Here is a 17,751-nt window from a genome sequence, read left to right on the forward strand (position 1 = left end):
CGCGGCGTGGCGGAAGGACGCTTCGTGCGCCGGAAGATGGCGCGGTATCGCCACCCGCGACGACGGCCCGCCGAGTCCCACGAAGCATCAGTCACCTCGCTGCACTTCTCGAGCCGGCCGGCTTGCTCCTCCTGCCCCTCTCCCGTGATGCCGCCGAGGAGAGCACCCCGATCAACGCCTGTCGAGACCCTGCCTGTCGAGACCCGGGCGCTTCGGGACATCGCCCATGGTGCAGAGCGCCGTGACCTGCTCCTCCAAACAGCTCAGGGCCCTCGTGAGGGAGAGTTGGTCGATCCGCTCACAATGGAGGGTGTGGACAGCGGCGCCGAACTCTCCCAGAGGTCGTTCAAGATCCACATCAACCCTTGCTTCAACGATGCACCCGGTCGAGGTGATGGTCGCGCCTGCCGAGAACCGCAGCTCACTGACCTCCGAATCGCCCTCCGCGAAGAAGCCGAAGCAGCGCTGGAGCCTCAGTTCAGGTCCCGCGGCGTGCTGTTCGATCAAGATGCCGGGCGCCAGCCCGGACTCGTCCCCGAAGTCGTAGGCGAGGTAGAGCTCAGTGGTGAAATCATCCAACTGCCTGTGCAGCCTGTGCATCGTCGTCAGCAAGAGGACCGTGCTTTCGGCTTCTTCCACGCCGGTGACGTTCATCATCGGTGAATCATCACCCAGGCGTGGAAGCACCGGCACGTGAGTTTCGCTCACCGGGCCGCACCGTCCCTGCACCGTTCCAACCCCAACCGCACGATCAGCGACCCTTTGACGGCACGGCACGGCACGGCACGGCACGGCACGGCACGGCACGGCACGGCACGGCACGGCACGGCACGGCACGGCCCGGATCGTGCCGCACGACGGTCCGTTCATGGACAGACGCACTGTCATGCGGGCCAGGGCGCCAACGGTGCGAGAGCCCTGCTCCTCCGGTGGCCGAGCCGGGAACGCAGAGACCGATCCTGGCATGCCGAATCGGTTCAGCACCCGGACGACGGATGGGAGAGCTCCTGGCGGGCACGCATGGGAGAGAGGAACGGAATCGAATGCCCCACATGGAGGTGCCCGTGCTGCACGGCGTCGATGTCAGCGCCTATCAGACGGACTTCGAGACGGACGGTCTGGACTTCGTCTTCGTCAAGGCGACAGAGGGCCGCTCCTACGTCAATCCGAGACTGAAGGACCAGGTGAAACGCGTCAGGGACGCCGAATGCGTGGTCGGCTTCTACCACTTCCTCTGGCCGGGGCACGCGAAGGACCAGGCGGAGTACTTCCTCGACGCGACACCGGAGCGGCAGGGGGACCTCCTCGCCGTCGACTGGGAGCAGACGGGCGAAGGGACGCGCGCGAGCAGCGAGGACAAGGACCGCTTCATCCATGAGGTGAAACGGCTGAGGCCCCACCACCGGGTGCTGCTCTACTGCAACCGATCCTTCTGGATCAACCACGACACGAGTTCGTACGCCGGTGACGGACTCTGGATCGCCGACTACGGCAAGGCGGCGGCACCGCGGATCGAGGCGGACTGGCGTATCCATCAGTACACCGACGACCCCCTGGACAAGAACGTGGCCGACTTCCCCTCCCGGAAGGCGATGCGCGCCTGGGCCACGGCCTGAAGGAGAAGCGCGGCCACCAGAGCGCCAGGCGCTCGTCAACACGGGTACCGAAACCATCGGCCAGTGGAGTGTCCTTTGCCAGCCACTGGTGCAGTGCGCACGGAGATGACCTGCGGTACCGAGGCGGGGAGTCCATCCTGGTCGCCGAGTCCGCAATCGGCCGTCGACCGAAGGAGTGCCGCAGTGACGACGAGGAGTCCCTCAGTATCGGCGGAAGCCGATGTCGCCTATCAGGACGAACTGCCTGTACGGCGTCGGCAGCCGGGCAACGTCGTCATCCGGTGGCTGACCACCACCGACCACAAGACGATCGGCACGCTGTACCTGACCACCTCGTTCGCCTTCTTCATCGTCGGTGGCATCCTGGCGCTCGTCATGCGCGCCGAGCTGGCCCGTCCGGGTGATCAGATCATCTCGAACGAGCAGTTCAACCAGGCGTTCACGATGCACGGCACGATCATGCTGCTGATGTTCGCGACGCCGCTGTTCGCCGGCTTCGCCAACTGGATCATGCCGCTGCAGATCGGCGCGCCCGACGTGGCGTTCCCCCGGCTGAACATGTTCGCGTACTGGTTGTACCTCTTCGGCTCGCTGATCGCCGTATCCGGCTTCCTCACCCCCCAGGGCGCGGCCGACTTCGGCTGGTTCGCCTACTCCCCGCTGAACGACGCGGTCCGCTCGCCGGGTGTGGGCGCCGACTTGTGGATCATGGGTCTGGCCTTCTCGGGCTTCGGAACGATCCTCGGTTCGGTCAACTTCATCACCACGATCATCTGCATGCGCGCCCCCGGCATGACGATGTTCCGCATGCCGATCTTCACCTGGAACGTCCTGCTGACCGGTGTCCTGGTCCTGCTGGCCTTTCCCGTCCTGGCCGCCGCGCTGCTCGCGCTCGAGGTGGACCGGAAATTCGGCGCACTCGTCTTCGACCCCTCCAACGGCGGCGCACTGCTCTGGCAACACCTCTTCTGGTTCTTCGGCCATCCAGAGGTGTACATCATCGCTCTACCGTTCTTCGGCATCGTCTCCGAGATCATTCCGGTGTTCAGCCGCAAGCCGATCTTCGGCTATGTCGGCCTGATCAGTGCGACGATCGCCATCGCCGGCCTGTCTGCGACGGTGTGGGCGCACCACATGTATGTCACGGGCGGCGTGTTGTTGCCGTTCTTCTCCTTCATGACGTTCCTCATCGCGGTCCCCACCGGGGTGAAGTTCTTCAACTGGATCGGCACGATGTGGAAGGGCTCGTTGTCCTTCGAGACACCGATGCTCTGGTCCGTCGGCTTCCTGGTCACCTTTCTCTTCGGTGGTCTGACCGGCGTCATCCTGGCCTCACCGCCGCTGGACTTCCACGTCTCCGACTCGTACTTCGTGGTCGCGCACTTCCATTACGTCGTCTTCGGCACCGTGGTCTTCGCGATGTTCGCCGGATTCCACTTCTGGTGGCCGAAGTTCACCGGCAAGATGCTGGACGAGCGGCTCGGGAAGATGACGTTCTGGACGCTGTTCATCGGCTTCCACGGCACCTTCCTGGTGCAGCACTGGCTGGGCGCCGAGGGCATGCCGCGCCGTTACGCGGACTACCTCGCCGCCGACGGCTTCACCACCCTGAACACCATCTCGACGATCTCCTCGTTCCTGCTCGGACTGTCGATGCTCCCGTTCATGTACAACGTCTGGAAGACCGCCAAGTACGGCAAGAAGATCGAGGTCGACGACCCGTGGGGCTACGGCCGTTCGCTCGAATGGGCGACCTCCTGCCCGCCCCCGCGCCACAACTTCCTGACACTGCCGCGGATCCGTTCCGAATCCCCGGCGTTCGACCTTCACTATCCCTCGATCCGTGCCCTCGAAGAAGAAGTGAACCGCCCGCACGAATCCGTCACGGTGGCGCCCGGGGACAAGCAGGAATAGGACTCAGGGGCGACGGCTCGATGAGAGGAGGACCGCGTGAAGCCGGACAAGGAGAGCGCTCGGGGCCTGGCTCAGGTCGAGGGCTACCTGCTCTGGAACGCCGAGGTCGACGAGGCCCGCCGACGGGCCCGCAGCTTCACCGACGCCCTGCCCTGGCTCACCACCGCCCAGCGTGAGGACGTCGAGCGCGTCTACGTGGCGGACAGGGTGGAGGCGTGCAGGGACACGCTCACAAGGATCGCCGGCCGTGCCATGGAACTCCGGGGTGAGTACACCGCACGTTACGACCGTCTCAGGGCCCGCTGCGTGGCGTTGTCCGTCCTGACCGTCGGCTTGCTGGGCGGCACCTGCGCGGGCCTGACGTTGATCAGCCGCTGATTCCGGCCTCGGGTGTCCGGGCATGCGTCCGTGCACCCGAGGCCGGTGGTGCACGGGAGAGAACGGCGCCCTGTGATCGCAGACACCGGAAGCGGGGGCTCACCGAGCCGGGACCGCCCACGCCCGCTCGAGCTCGGAGAGGTGTGCGGCGAGCAGTCCCGCGTGCGACCGGGGCAGCTCGGCGGCCGGGTGGGCCAGCTCCACCGCACACGCCGTCGTGGTGTCGATGAGCCGCTCCACAGCACCGGCCACACCCTCGGACCCGGCTGACTGCCTCGCCACCGGAGGGAGCTCGGCGGCCGACAGATCGATCGCCGTGCGTGCCGCCGCCAGCGACCGGTAGGCGTCCCGGCGCAGCGCTCCCCTCCCGGCGTGATCCTCCGGGGCGTTCAGGACGTGCCCCAGATAGCGGTGCGCCGCCCTTACCGCCGCGTCGAGGGCGGCCCTGACGGAGTGGCCCCGCCGGCCCGGCAGCGGAAGGTGTCCGACGAGCAGCACCGTCCCACAGGCGAGGAGGGACTCCACCACCCGCCCCCAGGAGGCGGGGGGTTCACCGCCCAGGAGGACGAGCGCCAGGACGAGCACGGTCACCGCCGCCGTCTGCACGGCGAAGTGACGGGTGGCGACCGGAAGGAACGCGCCGCAGAGAGCGACCGTCGCGACCAGCGCCGACGGCCCGGGAACCAGCATGACCACGAGGCCGAAGACCGCGGCGCCGACGACGGTCCCCACGGCACGGCACACCACCCGGGAGGCCAGCGGCCCGAGATCCGGCTTGACGAGGAAGACGGTGGTGGCGGGAAGCCAGTACCAGTGCTCGTGATGCAGCCACTGCGCCACCACCGTGCTCGTCGCGCAGCACACCGCCACCCTGAGACCGTACTCACGACCCGCAGCGCTCCACGCCCGGCCGAGGACGGAGGAGTACGAGCGCCTCCTGCGTATGCCCGGCCACGCCCCGGTGGGGCGGTCGAAGTCCGCCGCGGCGCGCAGCAGGGCGTCGTCGAGGGCTCGTAGCCCGGCGTCCGTCCGGGCAGGAGCCGACAACGGTCCGCAGGTCCCACCGCTCCGCACCGCCGCTGCCAGCCTCCGGGGGCCTTCCGCGACCCTGGCCGGCAGAGGGTTCCCGGCCCACGCCAGCGCGGTCGCGGCCTCGGCGAGCGGGAACGCCGCCGCGTACCGGGCGTGCAGCCGACGCTCGGCCGAAGAGCTCGCGTAGCGCCGTAGTCGTGGACCGGCCAAAGCGTCCTGGGCCTGGTCGAGCGCGGCGCTCAGCGCGGCGCGCCGGGCGAGGGCGTGCGGGCCGCCCGATGCCCGCAGGAGCCGGGCCACGGCGTCGTACACTGCGGCGACCGCCTCCCGTTCCCCGTCGAGCCGGTACGGCTCCCCGCCCGGCCCGCCCGGTGACGGGAGGACCAGCCGGAGCAGCAGGAGCCATCCAGCACCGGCCATGAAGAGCAGTGCACGCAGCGGGCCCGGCTCAGGCAACGGCATGCCGGCCCCGATCACGACCGCGACCAGCAGCTGTGTGCCGCACGCCGAGGCGACAGGACCCGTCGAACTCAGCGCGCCCGCGACGAGGCCCAGCAATCCGAAAAGGAGTGGCAGGACGACCAGGGACCGGCCACTGCCCACGGCCGCCGCGATCATCGTGCCGATCAGCAGGCCGGCCGAGCCCGCCAGAGCGGGGAAGCCGAGCCGGGCGACGGATGCGCGGCGGCTGCCGGGCCGGTCGTTGATCCCTGCCAGCATCGCCCCGAGGGCGGCGGGGACCCCGGCGGTCGGCCGCTCGGCCAGGACGGACACGAGCAGGGGCAGGGCCGCCAGCGCTCCGCGCAGGACCGCGTTCCACGGCACCGGGCCGCGCTGGGCGCGAAGTGCGTGGGCGAGCCAAGGGGGAAGCCGGGTGGCAACAGAGGAAGGCGTGGGCACCGTGCTCCTGTCCGCAGGGGAGACGTCGTCGCCGGCGGACACCTTCGGCCTGGGCTCGGGCTCAGCCTAGATCCTTTGTGTGCGGGGGGTGCTACCCGCTCGTTTCCGCAACATGACGGTTGACCTGACGTCCGTCGTCAGAGGGCGGTCGCGAAGTTCTGGGTCCACACCGGGCCTCCGGACGAGTCCACTCTCCCGATCCCGATCTCCTTGAAATCGCAGTTGAGGATGTTCGCCCGGTGCCCTTCGCTGTTCATCCAGGCATCCATCACGGACTCGGCGGTCCGCTGGCCCTTCGCGATGTTCTCCCCGTACGTGCTCCAGCGGTACCCGGCAGCGGTGATGCGCGTGCCGGGGTCCGTGCCGTCCGGCGAGGTGTGGGAGAAGTAGTCCCGCGCCACCATGTCCGCGGAGTGACTCGACGCGGCCTTCGCCAGCGCGCTGTTGCCGCTGACCGGCCCGCATCCCTCCTTCGCCCGCTCGGTGTTGACCAGCGCGATGACTTCCTGTGTCACGGACGGGGCCGACGAGGCCTTCGGCGCCGCAGCCGGTTTCGAGGAGGGCGTGCGCGGTGCGGGAGCCTTCTCGGGAGCGACGGTGGCGCTCCGGCTCCGGGATGCGGACGGGGATTTCGTGACGGACGGCGACGGCGATGCCGACGAGGGCGAGGGGGAGCGAGTGGGGGACGTGGGGGAAGTGGACGGGGAGGACGGCGCGCTCACCGGTTCCGAAGGCCCGGCGAGCGGAGCTATCGCGGTCGCCGGGTCGTCGCCCGTGTACAGGTGTACGGCGGCCCCGCCGCCGCCCAGCACCGCGACGGCGGTGAGGCCGGCGACGACCGTGGTGCGGCGGCGGCGCCTGGCGCCGTCCCGCCGGCGCTCGGCACGTCCGGGACCGGACAGGCCCGCTGCGGCGGGCAGGAACGCCGAGGGCAGGAACTCCGCAACCGGACCTCCTGCGGTCGCCGCCACGGGGACGAGGACGAGCCCCACCAGCAGGCCCTCCGCCGGCACCAGGCCGGACCTGTGCCCCGCGCACACCGTGCACTCACGGGCATGACGAGCCAGGCGCTTGCGCCACAGGGCGGACGGCACAGCGTCCCATCCGGCCGTCAGGTCCTCGAGCAGGACGCAACGAGGATCCGCGGTCAAGGCGCGCACCACCACCCTCGCAGCCTCCAGCCGCTCCTTCATCCGCTGGACGCGCACCGCGGTGTGCTGGGGAGACAGGTCGAGGGCGCTCGCGACCTCTGCCCGGGACAGCTCGCCTGCCGTTTCCAGCCACCACAGGGACACCAGTTCGCGATCGTCCGCGTCCAGCCACCGAGTGGCCTCGGCGGCCTCTCGTCGCTGGCCCGTCAGACCGAGCCTGACGATCGTCAGCTCGACGAAGTCGGCAGCCGGATCGACGAGTTCGTACGCGTCCTCCATCCGGTCCGCGGACGTCTCGCCGACCCGGCGCTCGCGCCAGTGCTCGCGTATCTCGTTCATGGTGATGGCTACGAACCATGACCGGAAGCTTTTCGGAGTGCGAAGGGAGGGCAGGCCCCGGAGCATGCGCAGCACACTGTTCTGGACCACGTCGTCGACATCGGCATGGCCGTTGAGCGCCCGGCCCACGATGTTGTAGACGAGCGGAAGGTAGGACGCAACGAGCCTGTCCTGCGCCTCGGGGTCGCCCCTCTGCGCGGCTTTGATCAACGCCGTCTGGCCGGTCTCGCCCATGGTGTGCTCACTCTTCCGGGATCCTGTTCCGTCACTTCCCACACTCGGGAGACGCCGTGCGGCGGGGACGATAACAGGAATCCGGTCAAGCGCTCGAGATTCGCCCACGGATCCGGGCAAAAGCAGTACCGGGCCCGACGACGGAACGATCCGCCGGCGGGCCCGGCACCGGGCGACGGTCAGACGACCGGCCTGGGCATTCCGTGATCAGGAGCGGGGCGGGTTGTCCGGGTCACGATCCGAGCCGAACTGCTGCTTCAGCTTGTCCTGGCCCGTGTCGACGTGCTTGCTGTACTTGCCCTGAGTGCGGTCGTCGATCATGTCTCCGGCCTTGTCGACGCCCTTTCCGGCCTGGTCCTCGTGGCCCTTCAGCATTTTCTTGATCTTGTCCAGCGCGGACATGGCGGATCTCCCTCGCTCGGCTTCCCCCACCACTCCAGGGTTACCGCACATCGCCGCGTCCGCATCCCCGAGCACGGCCGGACGCGCTCCGGCGGGCCGCGGACGTGTGAAGGTCGGCCGGCTGGGCAGATACCGGGTTACCTGGAGGAGGTGGTGGCCGTGGGCCGCATCCAGATCGTCCGCCGTCCGCAGCCCCCAGCGGGACCGCCCCCGCTGGACCTGCGCACACCGTCCGGACGGCCCATGCCGTACTGAGCTCCTGAGCGGTGCAGCGGCTTCCCCGCGGCGGGACGCCTGCCCTCGGCGACCGGAGCGTAAGCTCCGGAGGCATGATCGACCATTCGGCGCACGTCACGTCCGCCCGACAGACGAACTGGGCCGGCAACATCACCTTCGGCGCGAAGAGACTGCGCACCCCCGCCTCGATCGCCGAACTGCAGGACATCGTCTCCGCCGGAACGGCCGTCAAAGTACTGGGTACCGGTCATTCCTTCAACACCGTCGCGGACACCCGGGGTGACCTGATATCCGTCACGGGCCTGCCCAGATCGGTCGAGATCGACCGGGAGGCCGGCACCGCGACGGTCAGCGCCGGTCTGCGCTTCGGCGAGCTGACCGGCACCCTGCACCGCAGCGGGTTCGCACTGCACAATCTCGGCTCGCTGCCCCATATCTCCGTGGCCGGAGCATGCGCCACAGGCACCCACGGTTCGGGCATGGGAAACCGCTCCCTCGCAGGTGCCGTCAGGGCGCTGGAACTCGTCACCGCGGACGGCCGGATCGTGACGCTGAAACGGGGCGACGCGGACTTCGCCGGTGCGGTCGTCTCCATGGGCGCGCTGGGGGTGGTGACCCGACTGACCCTGGACCTCGTGCCCGCCTTCGAGATCCAGCAGTGGGTGTACGAGGGGCTCTCGCAGAAGCAGGCGCTCCACCGGTTCGACGAGGTGATGTCGCGGGCCTACAGCGTGAGCCTCTTCACCGGCTGGCACGGCGGCCCGATCGACCAGGTGTGGCTCAAACACCGGGTGGAGGACGGGGGGCCCCGCACCGTTCCTGACCGGTGGCACGGAGCGACGCTCGCGCAGGGGCCCAGGCATCCGGTCCCTGGCGTGGCGGCCGAGCACTGCACGGAGCAGCAGGGTAAAGCCGGCCCGTGGCACGCCAGGCTGCCCCACTTCCGCCTCGAATTCACCCCGAGCAACGGGGAGGAACTGCAGTCGGAGTACTTCGTCGCCCGGCACGACGCCGTGGCGGCCTACGAGGCCCTCGACCGGATCCGGCAGCGGTTCTCGCCCCTGCTCCAGGTCGGGGAGATCCGCACCGTGGCCGCCGACGACCTGTGGCTCAGTCCGGCCCAGGGGAGGGACTCCGTGGCGTTCCACTTCACCTGGGTGCCGGACACCGCAGCCGTCACGCCCGCCCTCGGGGCCATCGAGGAGGCCCTGGCTCCGTTCCGCGCCAGGCCGCACTGGGGCAAGGTCTTCACCACGCCGCCGGACACACTCCGGGAGCTGTACGGCCACTACGCCGACTTCGAGCGCCTCGTCGAACGGCTCGACCCCACCGGCACGTTCCGCAACGCGTTCCTGGCGCACACCTTCCCCCGCATCGAGTGAGAGGTGTTCGCGCCTTTCCCGCACGCCCACCGGATCGGCTGACGGCGTGCCGTGTCACAGCTCCCGATCGGTGCTCAAGAACCGTGGGGGCTCTCCCCCGCACGGCCCGTCCGCCACCCGCCGCCCCGCCGCGCCGTCGCCCGCAAGCCCCCCGAGTCCTCTCGTTCGGATCAGGCTCGGATCCGAACAGAAGACCTCAGGGGCTATCCCAGCCGCTCCGCGGCCCGCTGGAGGCGCCCCCTCCCGAAGGCCGTGGCGAGAGTTCCTCGACCAGGGCGGCCAGTTCCTCGCACGCCACCTCGGTCTCATGACGGATGTTGTTGTGCTCGGTCACGATCGCCGCGAGGAGGAGCGCGGTGAGCGCGATACAGCCGTTGAGGACACACAGGTTGAGCATCACCTCGAGCACGGAGTGGTCGGCGAACGGTCCCACACCGTCGGTTCCGGCGATGATCGCCATGACGGACATGAAGAGGGAGCAGGGGGAGCTACCGGCCAACTGGAAGCGGAGTGCCGCCCAGACGAGCACCGGGAAGAGGAGGTAGATCATGGACAGCGAACTTCGGGTCGCCAGGAGCGTCGCCACCACGGTGACCACCGCGAGTGCCCCCGCTTCCGCCCACCGGTCGTCGACCTTCGGCAGGCGCGCCTTGCGCAGGACGAGCAGCAGCGGGGTGACCATGAGCACTCCCATCGCGTCTCCCGCCCACCAGGCCGACCAGACCGACCAGAACTCCGCCGCGGGCAGATCGCCGCTCAGCATCTGAACCCCGGTGCCCACCGTCGCGCTGATCACCATGCCGCCCAGGGCTCCCAGGAAGACCAGGGCGACCCCGTCCCGCAGCCGGTCAAGTTCGGTGCGGAATCCAGCCACGCGCAGGGCCAGGAAGGAACACAGCGGCGCCAGAACGCTGCCCGCCGCGATGACCGGGCCCGAGAACGTAAGGCCGTCGCCGACCGTGATGACGGTGAGGAGCGCACCGAGCGCGATCCCGGGCCAGATCCGGGGACCCAGGTACAGCAGCGAAGCGAGTGCGATCCCCGAGGGCGGCCACAAGGGAGTGACGACCGAGCTCTCCACCTCGACCGGCCTGAGGAGGCCGGCCCGTCCGGACACGTAGTAGGCAGCGGCGATGCCCAGCATCTGCAGGACGAGCACGGCTCGGCGTCTTGTTCCCTCGCTGCGGATCACGGGTCCCATAAGACACCGGCGGTGAAAGGAGGCCGATGTGACACGCACGGCAGCCGGACGTCCTTACCCGGCCCGTGCGGAGGTGTTCTCGTGGCGCAGGACGAGGACGGCAGCGTCGTCCTCGTGGCCCGTGAACACTGCGGCGTGGAGCACTCGGTCCGCCAGCTCCTCGGCGTCGGCGCGGTAGTGGGCGCTCACCAGACGCCTGATCCGGTCCAGACCGTCGTCGATCGTCATCGAAGGCCCTTCGACGACTCCGTCGGTGAGCAGGACGAAAGCACCCTCGGCATCAAGAACGCGCCGGGTCACGGGGTAGTGCTGGTGCGGTTCGACGCCGAGCGGGAGGCCGCCGGCGTCGGCGGTGACGCCCGAGCGTCCGTCGGCGGTCGCCCAGACAGCGGCGACATGGCCCGCGCGGGCGCTTTGCAGCTCACGGGTCAGCGGATCCAGCCGGAGGAACGAGCACGTCGCGAAGAGCGCTGAGTCCATCGATATGATCAGATCGTTCGTCCGGCGCATGAGATCGCCCGGATCAGCGGCCGATCCGGCGATCGCGCGCATGGCGATCCGGACCTGCCCCATGAAAGCGGCCGCGTCCACGTCATGCCCCTGGACGTCTCCTATGGCCAGAGCGAGTGCCCCGTCCGGCAGCAGGAAACCGTCGTACCAGTCGCCGCCGATGTCCAGCCCGTCGCGGGCGGGAGCGTAGCGAGCAGCGGTCCGGAGTCCGGGGAAGCCGGGCAGCGCCGTGGGCAGCATGTTGCGTTGCAGGGCCTGTGCCAGTTCGACGCGGGCCTGGTGCAGCTCCACCTCCCGCCGGGCACGGGCAGTGAGGTGCTGCAGAGTGCTGAGCAGGTCCTCGGCGCTCGCGGACCGGGGAGTTCGACGCCGGTTCATGGGCCGCTCCGCGTTCCGATGGTTCCTGCATCATATTTCGGCACCGGGACTCCTGCGAGCGCTGCGCGGATGCCCGCGCGGTGGGCGTCCGTACGGTCGGTCAGGTCAGCTGACGGCCCGGCCGAGGGAGACGGTGAGACGTCCCAGGGTCTCCTGCAGAGCCAGGATCTCCTGGACGGACAGGCCTGTGGCCGCGAGGATCGAGCGGGGGACCGGCAGGGCGCGTTCGCGCAGCTCCGCGCCGTCGTCGGTGAGGTGGACGGTGACCGACCGCTCGTCCGCAGGGCTGCGCTCGCGCCTGACGAGACCGGCCGACTCCAGCCGCTTCAGCAGCGGCGACAGCGTGCCGGAATCCAGGCGCAGCCACTCGCCGATCGTCTTGACCTGCTGCGGGCCGTGCTCCCAGAGCACCATCATCGCCAGGTACTGCGGGTACGTGAGGCCGAGGTCCCTGAGCGCTTCCCGGTAGAAAGCGCCGAACGCGCGCGAGGCGGCCTGCAGCGAGAAGCAGACCTGGTGGTCCAGCTTGAGCAGTTCCGTGTCAGGCAGCTCGGTCAGGTCCGGGGTCGGTAGTGGCGTCATAGGTCCAGAGTAGCCTGCCGCGTATCATTTAGTTGTGCACAATTGAATTGTGTGTCACTCTCTTGGGGGTGGCCGGTCCGCAGCCACCGCCGTACGAGAGAAGGGCACCTCATGGACGCGCTGTACACCGCTGCCGCCACCGCCAACGGCCGCGAAGGCCGGGCAGTGAGCTCGGACGGACGGATCGATCTGGCGCTCGCACTGCCGCCGGCCCTCGGAGGCAACGGGGAGGGCACCAACCCCGAGCAGCTTTTCGCCGCCGGCTATGCCGCGTGTTTCGCCAGTGCGATGAGCTCGGTCGCCCGCGAGATGAAGGTCGACACCAAGGACGTCTCGGTGACGGCCGAGGTCTCGATCGGCAAGGACGATTCGGGCTTCGGTCTCGCGGTCGTCATGCGCGTCGAGCTGCCTGAGGCGCTCGAAGGCGAGACCGGTCGACGCCTGGTCGAGGCGACGCACGCCTACTGCCCCTACTCCAAGGCCACGCGCGGCAACATAGAGGTCGAGCTCGTCATCGAGTAACGGACGGGGGCATCGAGTAACGGACGGTTCCCCACCCGTTACCGGGTGGGGAACCGATTCTGCAGGGGCGGCAGGAGTCGAACCTGCGGCATCCGGTTTTGGAGACCGGCGCTCTGGCCTCTGAGCTACACCCCCTCGGCGGACTCAGCCTCGCAGTAGCCCGCGCCCGCCGACAACCGGATTTCCGGTGGCTGCCTCCGTTCCCCGGGTCCGCCCCACGGCGGTCGAAGGCGAACGCGTACACTCGGCTCCCGTTTCCGCTGATTGGCGGGCATAACCGATTGATAGGCAGTTCACGTGAGTTTCACAGAGGCATCCGACGCACCGATCTACGCCGGTCTGGTGGAGGAGCAGGGCGACGTTCCGGCCGAGGTGCGGAGGGTGGCCGAGGAGACCCTGCAGGAGGTGGAGAGCGTGCTCGACTTCAGCGCGGTGCGCGCACCTGCCACCGCCCGCTGAGCCGGGCCCGGATCATGCCCCGGGCCCTGGCGCACCAGGGCCGGATCATGTCGGCCGACGTGGGCAGGATCATCTCCGGCGCCCCCTGGTTCCCCATCGTTCGGAGCACCGCGTGACCATCAGCCTGCACCGCTCAGCGGCCGTCCTGTTCCAGGGCGACAGCATCACCGATGTAGGACGGCTCGTGGAACGGGACTGCCCTCTCGGCAACGGCTACGCCCGGATGGCGGCCGAACGCGTGCGATCCGCCCGGCCGGACAGCGGTATCACATTCGTCAACCGGGGTGTCAGCGGCGACGGCGTCTCGGATCTGCGCGCTCGATGGCGTGAGGACACCCTGGACCTCGCGCCGGACGTGGTGTCCGTCCTGATCGGTGTGAACGACACCTGGCGCCGCTACGACTCCGGCGCCGTCACCTCGGTCCGCGCGTACGAGAACGACTACCGGACCATCCTCACGCAGGTCCGCGACGAACTCGGCGCCCAGCTCATCCTCATCGAGCCGTTCCTCGTGCCGGTCCGGGACGAACAGTGGGCCTGGCGCGAGGACCTCGACCCCCGGATCCAGGCGGTCCGACGGCTGGCCGAGGAGTTCGGAGCCGCGCTGCTGGCGGCGGACGGCCTGCTCAACCAGGCGGCGCGCGCCGCCGGGGGCGCCGAATGCATCGCGGGTGACGGAATCCACCCCACCCCGCTGGGGCACACGCTCCTGGCGGAGGCGTGGACGGCACTGGCCGGCCTCTAGCGTCCGGGGGACCCCAGCACGGGGATCCTGGCCCAGACGGTCTTCCCGGTCCTGCCGGGCCGCGACCAGCCCCAGGAACTGCTCAGAGCATCGATGATGCGCAGACCCCGCCCGCGCTCCAGCGACTCGTCCGCCTGGCGCAGGACGGGCATCTCGGGGCTGGGGTCGTTCACCGCGCAGACCAGCGTCCCGTCCTGGCGGGCGAGGCCGAGCCGGGCGGCCTGCCGCCCGGCGTGCTCCTCGCCGGGATTCAGCCCGTGGCAGACCGCGTTGCTCATCAGCTCGCCCGCGACGAGGGCGACATCGTCCGCACCGGAGTGCAGCTCCCAGCGCTCCAGAGCCTCGCGGACGAAGGCCCGTGCCTGCCGCAGGCTCTCCGGATCCGCGCCGAGGCCGTGCGTGGTGAACCCCGGGGCCCCGATCCCGAGATCCCGCGCCAACTCGTCGTGAGGATCCGGATCCGCGCTGTCCCCGGCCGGACCGGGCACGAGTGCTGCCCCTCCGTGACGTGGTGTGTTCTCCGCGTACATGAGCGCTGATCGCCCTCCGCTGAAAGCCGGTCAGGGGTGCCTTGGGGGCCGGATGACCACTAGTATCCTCGCCGTCCGCGCACTTGGTGCAATTGCAGCCGGAATTGCACCCAGGGGTGTGAGCGGGAGACACCTGTTCACCCGGTGCGGGGCCCCGGTTGCACACCGGGAAGCATCAGCGCAACGAAAAGGAATGGACCGCATGCAGCACATCGACAACGGCGTCCCCGCCAACTCCCTCACCGGCGTGGAGTGGAGGAAGAGCCACCACAGCAACCCCAGTGGGAACTGCGTGGAGATGGCCCGGCTGCCCGGCGGTGCGGTGGCCGTACGCAACTCCCGCCACCCCGAAGGACCCGCGCTCGTGTACACCCGCGACGAAGTACACGCGTTCCTCGCGGGCGTCAGGGACGGCGACTTCGACGTCATGACCGGCTGAGCGAGCGGCGGAACGGGCCGAAAGGCGCGGCGTTTTCGAATCGGCCGGGCCTTTGTGGGGCTCCTGATGGCACACTGGCGTCACGACGTCAGTCCTCAGGAGTCCGCATGCCCGGCATCGAACCGCTACAGCCGTCACGGAGGCCGACCCTCGCCCCGGCCCTGGGGGCAAGCCCCACGGCGTTGCGTCTGGTTCTGGGCGCGCAGCTCCGCCGGATGCGGGGCGAGGCGGGCATCACTCCCGAAGTCGCGGCGGACCGGATCCGGTGCTCGACGGCGAAGATCAGCCGGATGGAGACGGGGCACTCCCCGTGCAAGGAACGCGATGCCGCCGATCTCCTGGCGCTGTACGGCGTGACCGATCCCGCCAGGACGGCCGAGTTCATCGATCTGGTGCGCAGGGCCGGGCAGCGCGGATGGTGGCGCAACTACGCCGACGTGCTGCCGGACTGGTTCGAGCCCCTGGTCGGCCTGGAGGAGGCCGCCGCGTCGATCCGTACGTACGAGGGGCACTACGTTCCGGGGCTTCTGCAGACGGCCGACTACGCCTACGCGGTGGTGCGTTCCGGACACGCCCTCGAATCGGAGGAGGTCACCCGGCGCCGCGTCGAACTGAGGATCAGGCGGCAGCAGTTGCTGCAGCGACGTGATGCGCCGAAGCTCTGGGTGCTGCTTGACGAGGCCGTGCTGATGCGCCCCACGGGTGGCGCCCGGGTGATGCGCGAACAGCTTGCCCACCTCATCGAGATGACGGACCAGCCTCACGTGATCGTGCAGGTGGCCCCTTTCGAGGTGACCGCCCATACGTCTCCGGGTAACGGCATCACGTATCTGCGGTTCGCGATGGAAGGGTTGCCCGATGTCGCGTACATCGAGCACCTGACCAACGCCACGTCCGTGAACAAGCAGGAGAGCACGGACGAGTACCGGTGGATTCTGGACTCGCTCAGTGCCCAGTCGCCGAGCCCGGCCGAGAGCCGGGGCCTGCTGAGGCTGGCGCTCGAGAGGTACAGCTGAAGCAGCCAGCCCCCCGAGGGCTCCACCTGTTGTGCTCGGTCAGGGAGACATTCTCCTGATGACGTGCGACCCGGTGCAGCCGGACATCTCCTACCGGCACAGTCCCGTGGTGGACACCTGGAGTGCGCAGATCCCGCAAGCGGATCCGAACGCCTGATGAGCTGAGGCTCGTCAGGGGCCGGCCAGAGTGCCGCTTTCGTCCCTACGTGTTCGACGGCCAACTGTCCTAACGGAGCGCCGGCCGTCAGGAGTCCGCAGCCGCGCCGGTGCCGTCACTTCTCCTCAACAATCACGAGCCTGTCGATCACCAACCGACCCCGAAACCGGTGGACATACGCTGTCCTCGCTAAGGTTCTGGCACGACTTCCGTGATTGGGGACAATCCGTCACGGCTACTGGACGAGCGGGGAGCGTGGTGCTTGCCCGTGGTGCGTGCCGTGATCGGCTGTGGCTGGCTGAAAAGTGCGGAGAGGGGGAGGGGCAGTGGAGAGGTTCACCGTCGAGCCGTCTCGGGTGGTCGACTTCGTGGAGCACGTGCGGCGACGCCCAGCGAGGTATTTTCTCGTTGATCAGGGGAGCCCCGAGCTTCCCACCGAGGTCCTGCAGGCGGTGGCCTGGGACGCGCTGCACCGTCCCGACGGCAGGCATGGACAGATCAGTGTCGAGATCGGATCTGATCTCAGCTTCACAGTGGAGAGCGATCTACGCCCCGGCGCCGATGAACGGAAGAGGCTTCTTCCGGGATTCTTCGGTTCCCTGCTCGACATGTTCGACATGCAGCGCTGGGCTCCCTCCGCAGCTGCCGCACTCAGCGTCCGCACGGTCATCGAGGTGTGGCTGGATGGCCACGGCTATCGCCAGGAGCTGGTCGGGATGGAACCGACCGGTCCCAGGGACGAGTTCACAGCACCGAAACCGGTCGGGACGCGGACCACGTTCCACCTCGATCCTTCATTCTGCGGTCCGGGCGAGGCCATCGCCTGGGCGCTGCGGCCCGAAGAACTGCACGGAGAAGCATGCAAGGAACATCCCTCACCCACGACGTTCCCGATCTACGATCTCCGCTCGGAAGCTGAGGAGTCACTCAGCGAGTAGGACTCGTTCTCGCAGAAGGTCGAAGCCGGCGCGGCCGAACATCTGGCGCTTGAGCATCTTGATCCGGTTGACGTGTCCTTCGACCACACCAGAGTTCCAGGACGGGGTCGGACCGGCGATGACCGCGTCGCGGTCGATGCCTGCTGCGAGTGTGTGGAGGCTGGGCAGGTCGTCCTGGCGGACGGCGTCGAGCCATTCGGGGAGTCGTTCGCCCTGGCGCTCGGTAAGTATCCGGGCGAAGGACCGGACGTGGGCGGTGAGAGCGTCGAGTTCGGGGCAGCTGGCCAGCACAGCCTTGAGCCTGAGCTGCACGATCTCCGTGAGCGTTTCCGGGCGGCTGATAATCCAAACCCTTACGAGCTCGTGCACGAGGTCGTAAGGCGGAGGAGGAGGCCGGCCTTCCTCGACGTCGCCGAACCCAGCGGCAACCGTGTGCCAGTCGGTAGGTCCGGCAGGACACACCCGGGGCGGCTGCCGGCACGAGCACCGACTACGCCGCGTTCTCCAGCCCGGCATCCGGGCACTGAGCCTCCGAGTACCCCCGCGCCCGCTGGTTCGCGATACCGCCCGCAGGCGGTGGTCCGGGCCGCAGGGGTGATCCGAGGCGGATCGGGAGCAACACCGCTCGTCGCCCGAGCTACGGGAGCGTTTCGGGGGCGGCTACCCGAGCACCGCCACCGCCACCGCCA

General features: G+C 69.0%; 19 protein-coding genes and 1 tRNA gene. 10 read left to right on the forward strand and 10 right to left on the reverse strand.

Annotated features, from left to right (window positions below; genetic code table 11):
• Window positions 1–171 precede the first annotated feature (171 nt).
• Window positions 172–708: a hypothetical protein gene (locus tag JOC24_RS18635; RefSeq protein ID WP_205021449.1), complete on the reverse strand. Its 537-nt coding sequence runs from the start codon at window positions 706–708 to the stop codon at window positions 172–174.
• A gap of 356 nt (window positions 709–1,064) precedes the next feature.
• Between JOC24_RS18635 and JOC24_RS18640 the strand changes: the two genes are divergently transcribed.
• The 3 genes from JOC24_RS18640 to JOC24_RS18650 all read left to right on the forward strand — a co-directional run bounded on the left by JOC24_RS18640 (window position 1,065) and on the right by JOC24_RS18650 (window position 3,908).
• Window positions 1,065–1,616, forward strand: a complete 552-nt coding sequence (locus JOC24_RS18640) for a GH25 family lysozyme (RefSeq protein WP_205021529.1) — start codon at window positions 1,065–1,067, stop codon at window positions 1,614–1,616.
• Window positions 1,617–1,799: 183 nt separating this feature from the next.
• Window positions 1,800–3,530 carry an aa3-type cytochrome oxidase subunit I gene (gene ctaD / locus JOC24_RS18645; protein ID WP_205021450.1) on the forward strand — a complete coding sequence of 577 codons (1,731 nt, stop codon included), beginning with the start codon at window positions 1,800–1,802 and terminating at the stop codon, window positions 3,528–3,530.
• Window positions 3,531–3,566: 36 nt separating this feature from the next.
• A complete protein-coding gene (locus JOC24_RS18650) occupies window positions 3,567–3,908 on the forward strand; it encodes a hypothetical protein (protein ID WP_205021451.1) in 342 nt (113 codons plus the stop codon).
• A 99-nt stretch (window positions 3,909–4,007) separates the two neighbouring features.
• Here the strand turns inward: JOC24_RS18650 and JOC24_RS18655 are convergent, their stop codons facing one another.
• The 3 genes from JOC24_RS18655 to JOC24_RS18665 all read right to left on the reverse strand — a co-directional run bounded on the left by JOC24_RS18655 (window position 4,008) and on the right by JOC24_RS18665 (window position 7,966).
• The gene (locus JOC24_RS18655; RefSeq protein WP_205021452.1) at window positions 4,008–5,840 is read right to left on the reverse strand and encodes an FUSC family protein; all 1,833 of its coding nucleotides are present in this window, start codon (window positions 5,838–5,840) and stop codon (window positions 4,008–4,010) included.
• Between the two features lie 137 nt (window positions 5,841–5,977).
• Window positions 5,978–7,564 carry a sigma-70 family RNA polymerase sigma factor gene (locus JOC24_RS18660; protein ID WP_205021453.1) on the reverse strand — a complete coding sequence of 529 codons (1,587 nt, stop codon included), beginning with the start codon at window positions 7,562–7,564 and terminating at the stop codon, window positions 5,978–5,980.
• A 207-nt stretch (window positions 7,565–7,771) separates the two neighbouring features.
• Window positions 7,772–7,966, reverse strand: a complete 195-nt coding sequence (locus JOC24_RS18665; RefSeq protein WP_205021454.1) for an antitoxin — start codon at window positions 7,964–7,966, stop codon at window positions 7,772–7,774.
• Between the two features lie 329 nt (window positions 7,967–8,295).
• Here JOC24_RS18665 and JOC24_RS18670 point away from each other — a divergent pair, with 329 nt between their 5' ends.
• Complete coding sequence (locus JOC24_RS18670; protein ID WP_205021455.1) at window positions 8,296–9,585, forward strand: FAD-binding protein; 1,290 nt, start codon at window positions 8,296–8,298, stop codon at window positions 9,583–9,585.
• A gap of 196 nt (window positions 9,586–9,781) precedes the next feature.
• Here the strand turns inward: JOC24_RS18670 and JOC24_RS18675 are convergent, their stop codons facing one another.
• The 3 genes from JOC24_RS18675 to JOC24_RS18685 all read right to left on the reverse strand — a co-directional run bounded on the left by JOC24_RS18675 (window position 9,782) and on the right by JOC24_RS18685 (window position 12,256).
• The gene (locus JOC24_RS18675; RefSeq protein WP_205021456.1) at window positions 9,782–10,777 is read right to left on the reverse strand and encodes an MASE1 domain-containing protein; all 996 of its coding nucleotides are present in this window, start codon (window positions 10,775–10,777) and stop codon (window positions 9,782–9,784) included.
• Window positions 10,778–10,840: 63 nt separating this feature from the next.
• Window positions 10,841–11,674: a PP2C family protein-serine/threonine phosphatase gene (locus JOC24_RS18680; RefSeq protein ID WP_205021457.1), complete on the reverse strand. Its 834-nt coding sequence runs from the start codon at window positions 11,672–11,674 to the stop codon at window positions 10,841–10,843.
• Between the two features lie 105 nt (window positions 11,675–11,779).
• The gene (locus tag JOC24_RS18685) at window positions 11,780–12,256 is read right to left on the reverse strand and encodes a MarR family winged helix-turn-helix transcriptional regulator (protein ID WP_205021458.1); all 477 of its coding nucleotides are present in this window, start codon (window positions 12,254–12,256) and stop codon (window positions 11,780–11,782) included.
• 111 nt (window positions 12,257–12,367) lie between these two features.
• On the opposite strand from JOC24_RS18685, the gene JOC24_RS18690 reads away from it, so the two are divergent.
• Window positions 12,368–12,778: an organic hydroperoxide resistance protein gene (locus tag JOC24_RS18690; RefSeq protein WP_205021459.1), complete on the forward strand. Its 411-nt coding sequence runs from the start codon at window positions 12,368–12,370 to the stop codon at window positions 12,776–12,778.
• A gap of 62 nt (window positions 12,779–12,840) precedes the next feature.
• Here the strand turns inward: JOC24_RS18690 and JOC24_RS18695 are convergent.
• Window positions 12,841–12,913: transfer RNA gene (locus tag JOC24_RS18695), tRNA-Trp, on the reverse strand.
• 162 nt (window positions 12,914–13,075) lie between these two features.
• Between JOC24_RS18695 and JOC24_RS18700 the strand changes: the two genes are divergently transcribed.
• Window positions 13,076–13,237 carry a hypothetical protein gene (locus tag JOC24_RS18700; protein WP_205021460.1) on the forward strand — a complete coding sequence of 54 codons (162 nt, stop codon included), beginning with the start codon at window positions 13,076–13,078 and terminating at the stop codon, window positions 13,235–13,237.
• 112 nt (window positions 13,238–13,349) lie between these two features.
• Window positions 13,350–13,982 carry an SGNH/GDSL hydrolase family protein gene (locus JOC24_RS18705; RefSeq protein WP_205021461.1) on the forward strand — a complete coding sequence of 211 codons (633 nt, stop codon included), beginning with the start codon at window positions 13,350–13,352 and terminating at the stop codon, window positions 13,980–13,982.
• Here the strand turns inward: JOC24_RS18705 and JOC24_RS18710 are convergent.
• Window positions 13,979–14,470 (reverse strand): ATP-binding protein, encoded by a 492-nt coding sequence (locus JOC24_RS18710; protein ID WP_307792724.1) that lies wholly within the window; start codon window positions 14,468–14,470, stop codon window positions 13,979–13,981. The two genes, JOC24_RS18705 and JOC24_RS18710, sit on opposite strands and share 4 nt — an antisense overlap.
• A gap of 244 nt (window positions 14,471–14,714) precedes the next feature.
• Here JOC24_RS18710 and JOC24_RS18715 point away from each other — a divergent pair, with 244 nt between their 5' ends.
• From JOC24_RS18715 to JOC24_RS18725, 3 genes are all read left to right on the forward strand, one after another.
• Window positions 14,715–14,951 (forward strand): DUF397 domain-containing protein, encoded by a 237-nt coding sequence (locus tag JOC24_RS18715; RefSeq protein WP_205021463.1) that lies wholly within the window; start codon window positions 14,715–14,717, stop codon window positions 14,949–14,951.
• 107 nt (window positions 14,952–15,058) lie between these two features.
• Window positions 15,059–15,967, forward strand: a complete 909-nt coding sequence (locus JOC24_RS18720; protein WP_205021464.1) for a helix-turn-helix domain-containing protein — start codon at window positions 15,059–15,061, stop codon at window positions 15,965–15,967.
• 483 nt (window positions 15,968–16,450) lie between these two features.
• Complete coding sequence (locus JOC24_RS18725) at window positions 16,451–17,062, forward strand: ATP-binding protein (RefSeq protein ID WP_205021465.1); 612 nt, start codon at window positions 16,451–16,453, stop codon at window positions 17,060–17,062.
• On the opposite strand, the gene JOC24_RS18730 is transcribed toward JOC24_RS18725, so the two are convergent.
• The gene (locus JOC24_RS18730; protein ID WP_239580611.1) at window positions 17,048–17,578 is read right to left on the reverse strand and encodes a transposase; all 531 of its coding nucleotides are present in this window, start codon (window positions 17,576–17,578) and stop codon (window positions 17,048–17,050) included. The two genes, JOC24_RS18725 and JOC24_RS18730, sit on opposite strands and share 15 nt — an antisense overlap.
• Between the last annotated feature and the right edge of the window lie 173 nt (window positions 17,579–17,751).

The sequence above is a fragment of the Streptomyces sp. HB132 genome (genome assembly GCF_016909575.1).
Lineage (GTDB): Bacteria > Actinomycetota > Actinomycetes > Streptomycetales > Streptomycetaceae > Streptomyces.

Coding starts and splice junctions, on each gene's coding strand:
- JOC24_RS18680 (WP_205021457.1), bottom strand. CDS start 11,674: ATGAACCGGCGTCGAACTCCCCGGTCCGCGAGCGCCGAGGACCTGCTC.
- JOC24_RS18690 (WP_205021459.1), top strand. CDS start 12,368: ATGGACGCGCTGTACACCGCTGCCGCCACCGCCAACGGCCGCGAAGGC.
- JOC24_RS18665 (WP_205021454.1), bottom strand. CDS start 7,966: ATGTCCGCGCTGGACAAGATCAAGAAAATGCTGAAGGGCCACGAGGAC.
- JOC24_RS18670 (WP_205021455.1), top strand. CDS start 8,296: ATGATCGACCATTCGGCGCACGTCACGTCCGCCCGACAGACGAACTGG.
- JOC24_RS18715 (WP_205021463.1), top strand. CDS start 14,715: ATGCAGCACATCGACAACGGCGTCCCCGCCAACTCCCTCACCGGCGTG.
- JOC24_RS18720 (WP_205021464.1), top strand. CDS start 15,059: ATGCCCGGCATCGAACCGCTACAGCCGTCACGGAGGCCGACCCTCGCC.
- JOC24_RS18685 (WP_205021458.1), bottom strand. CDS start 12,256: ATGACGCCACTACCGACCCCGGACCTGACCGAGCTGCCTGACACGGAA.
- JOC24_RS18660 (WP_205021453.1), bottom strand. CDS start 7,564: ATGGGCGAGACCGGCCAGACGGCGTTGATCAAAGCCGCGCAGAGGGGC.
- JOC24_RS18730 (WP_239580611.1), bottom strand. CDS start 17,578: ATGCCGGGCTGGAGAACGCGGCGTAGTCGGTGCTCGTGCCGGCAGCCG.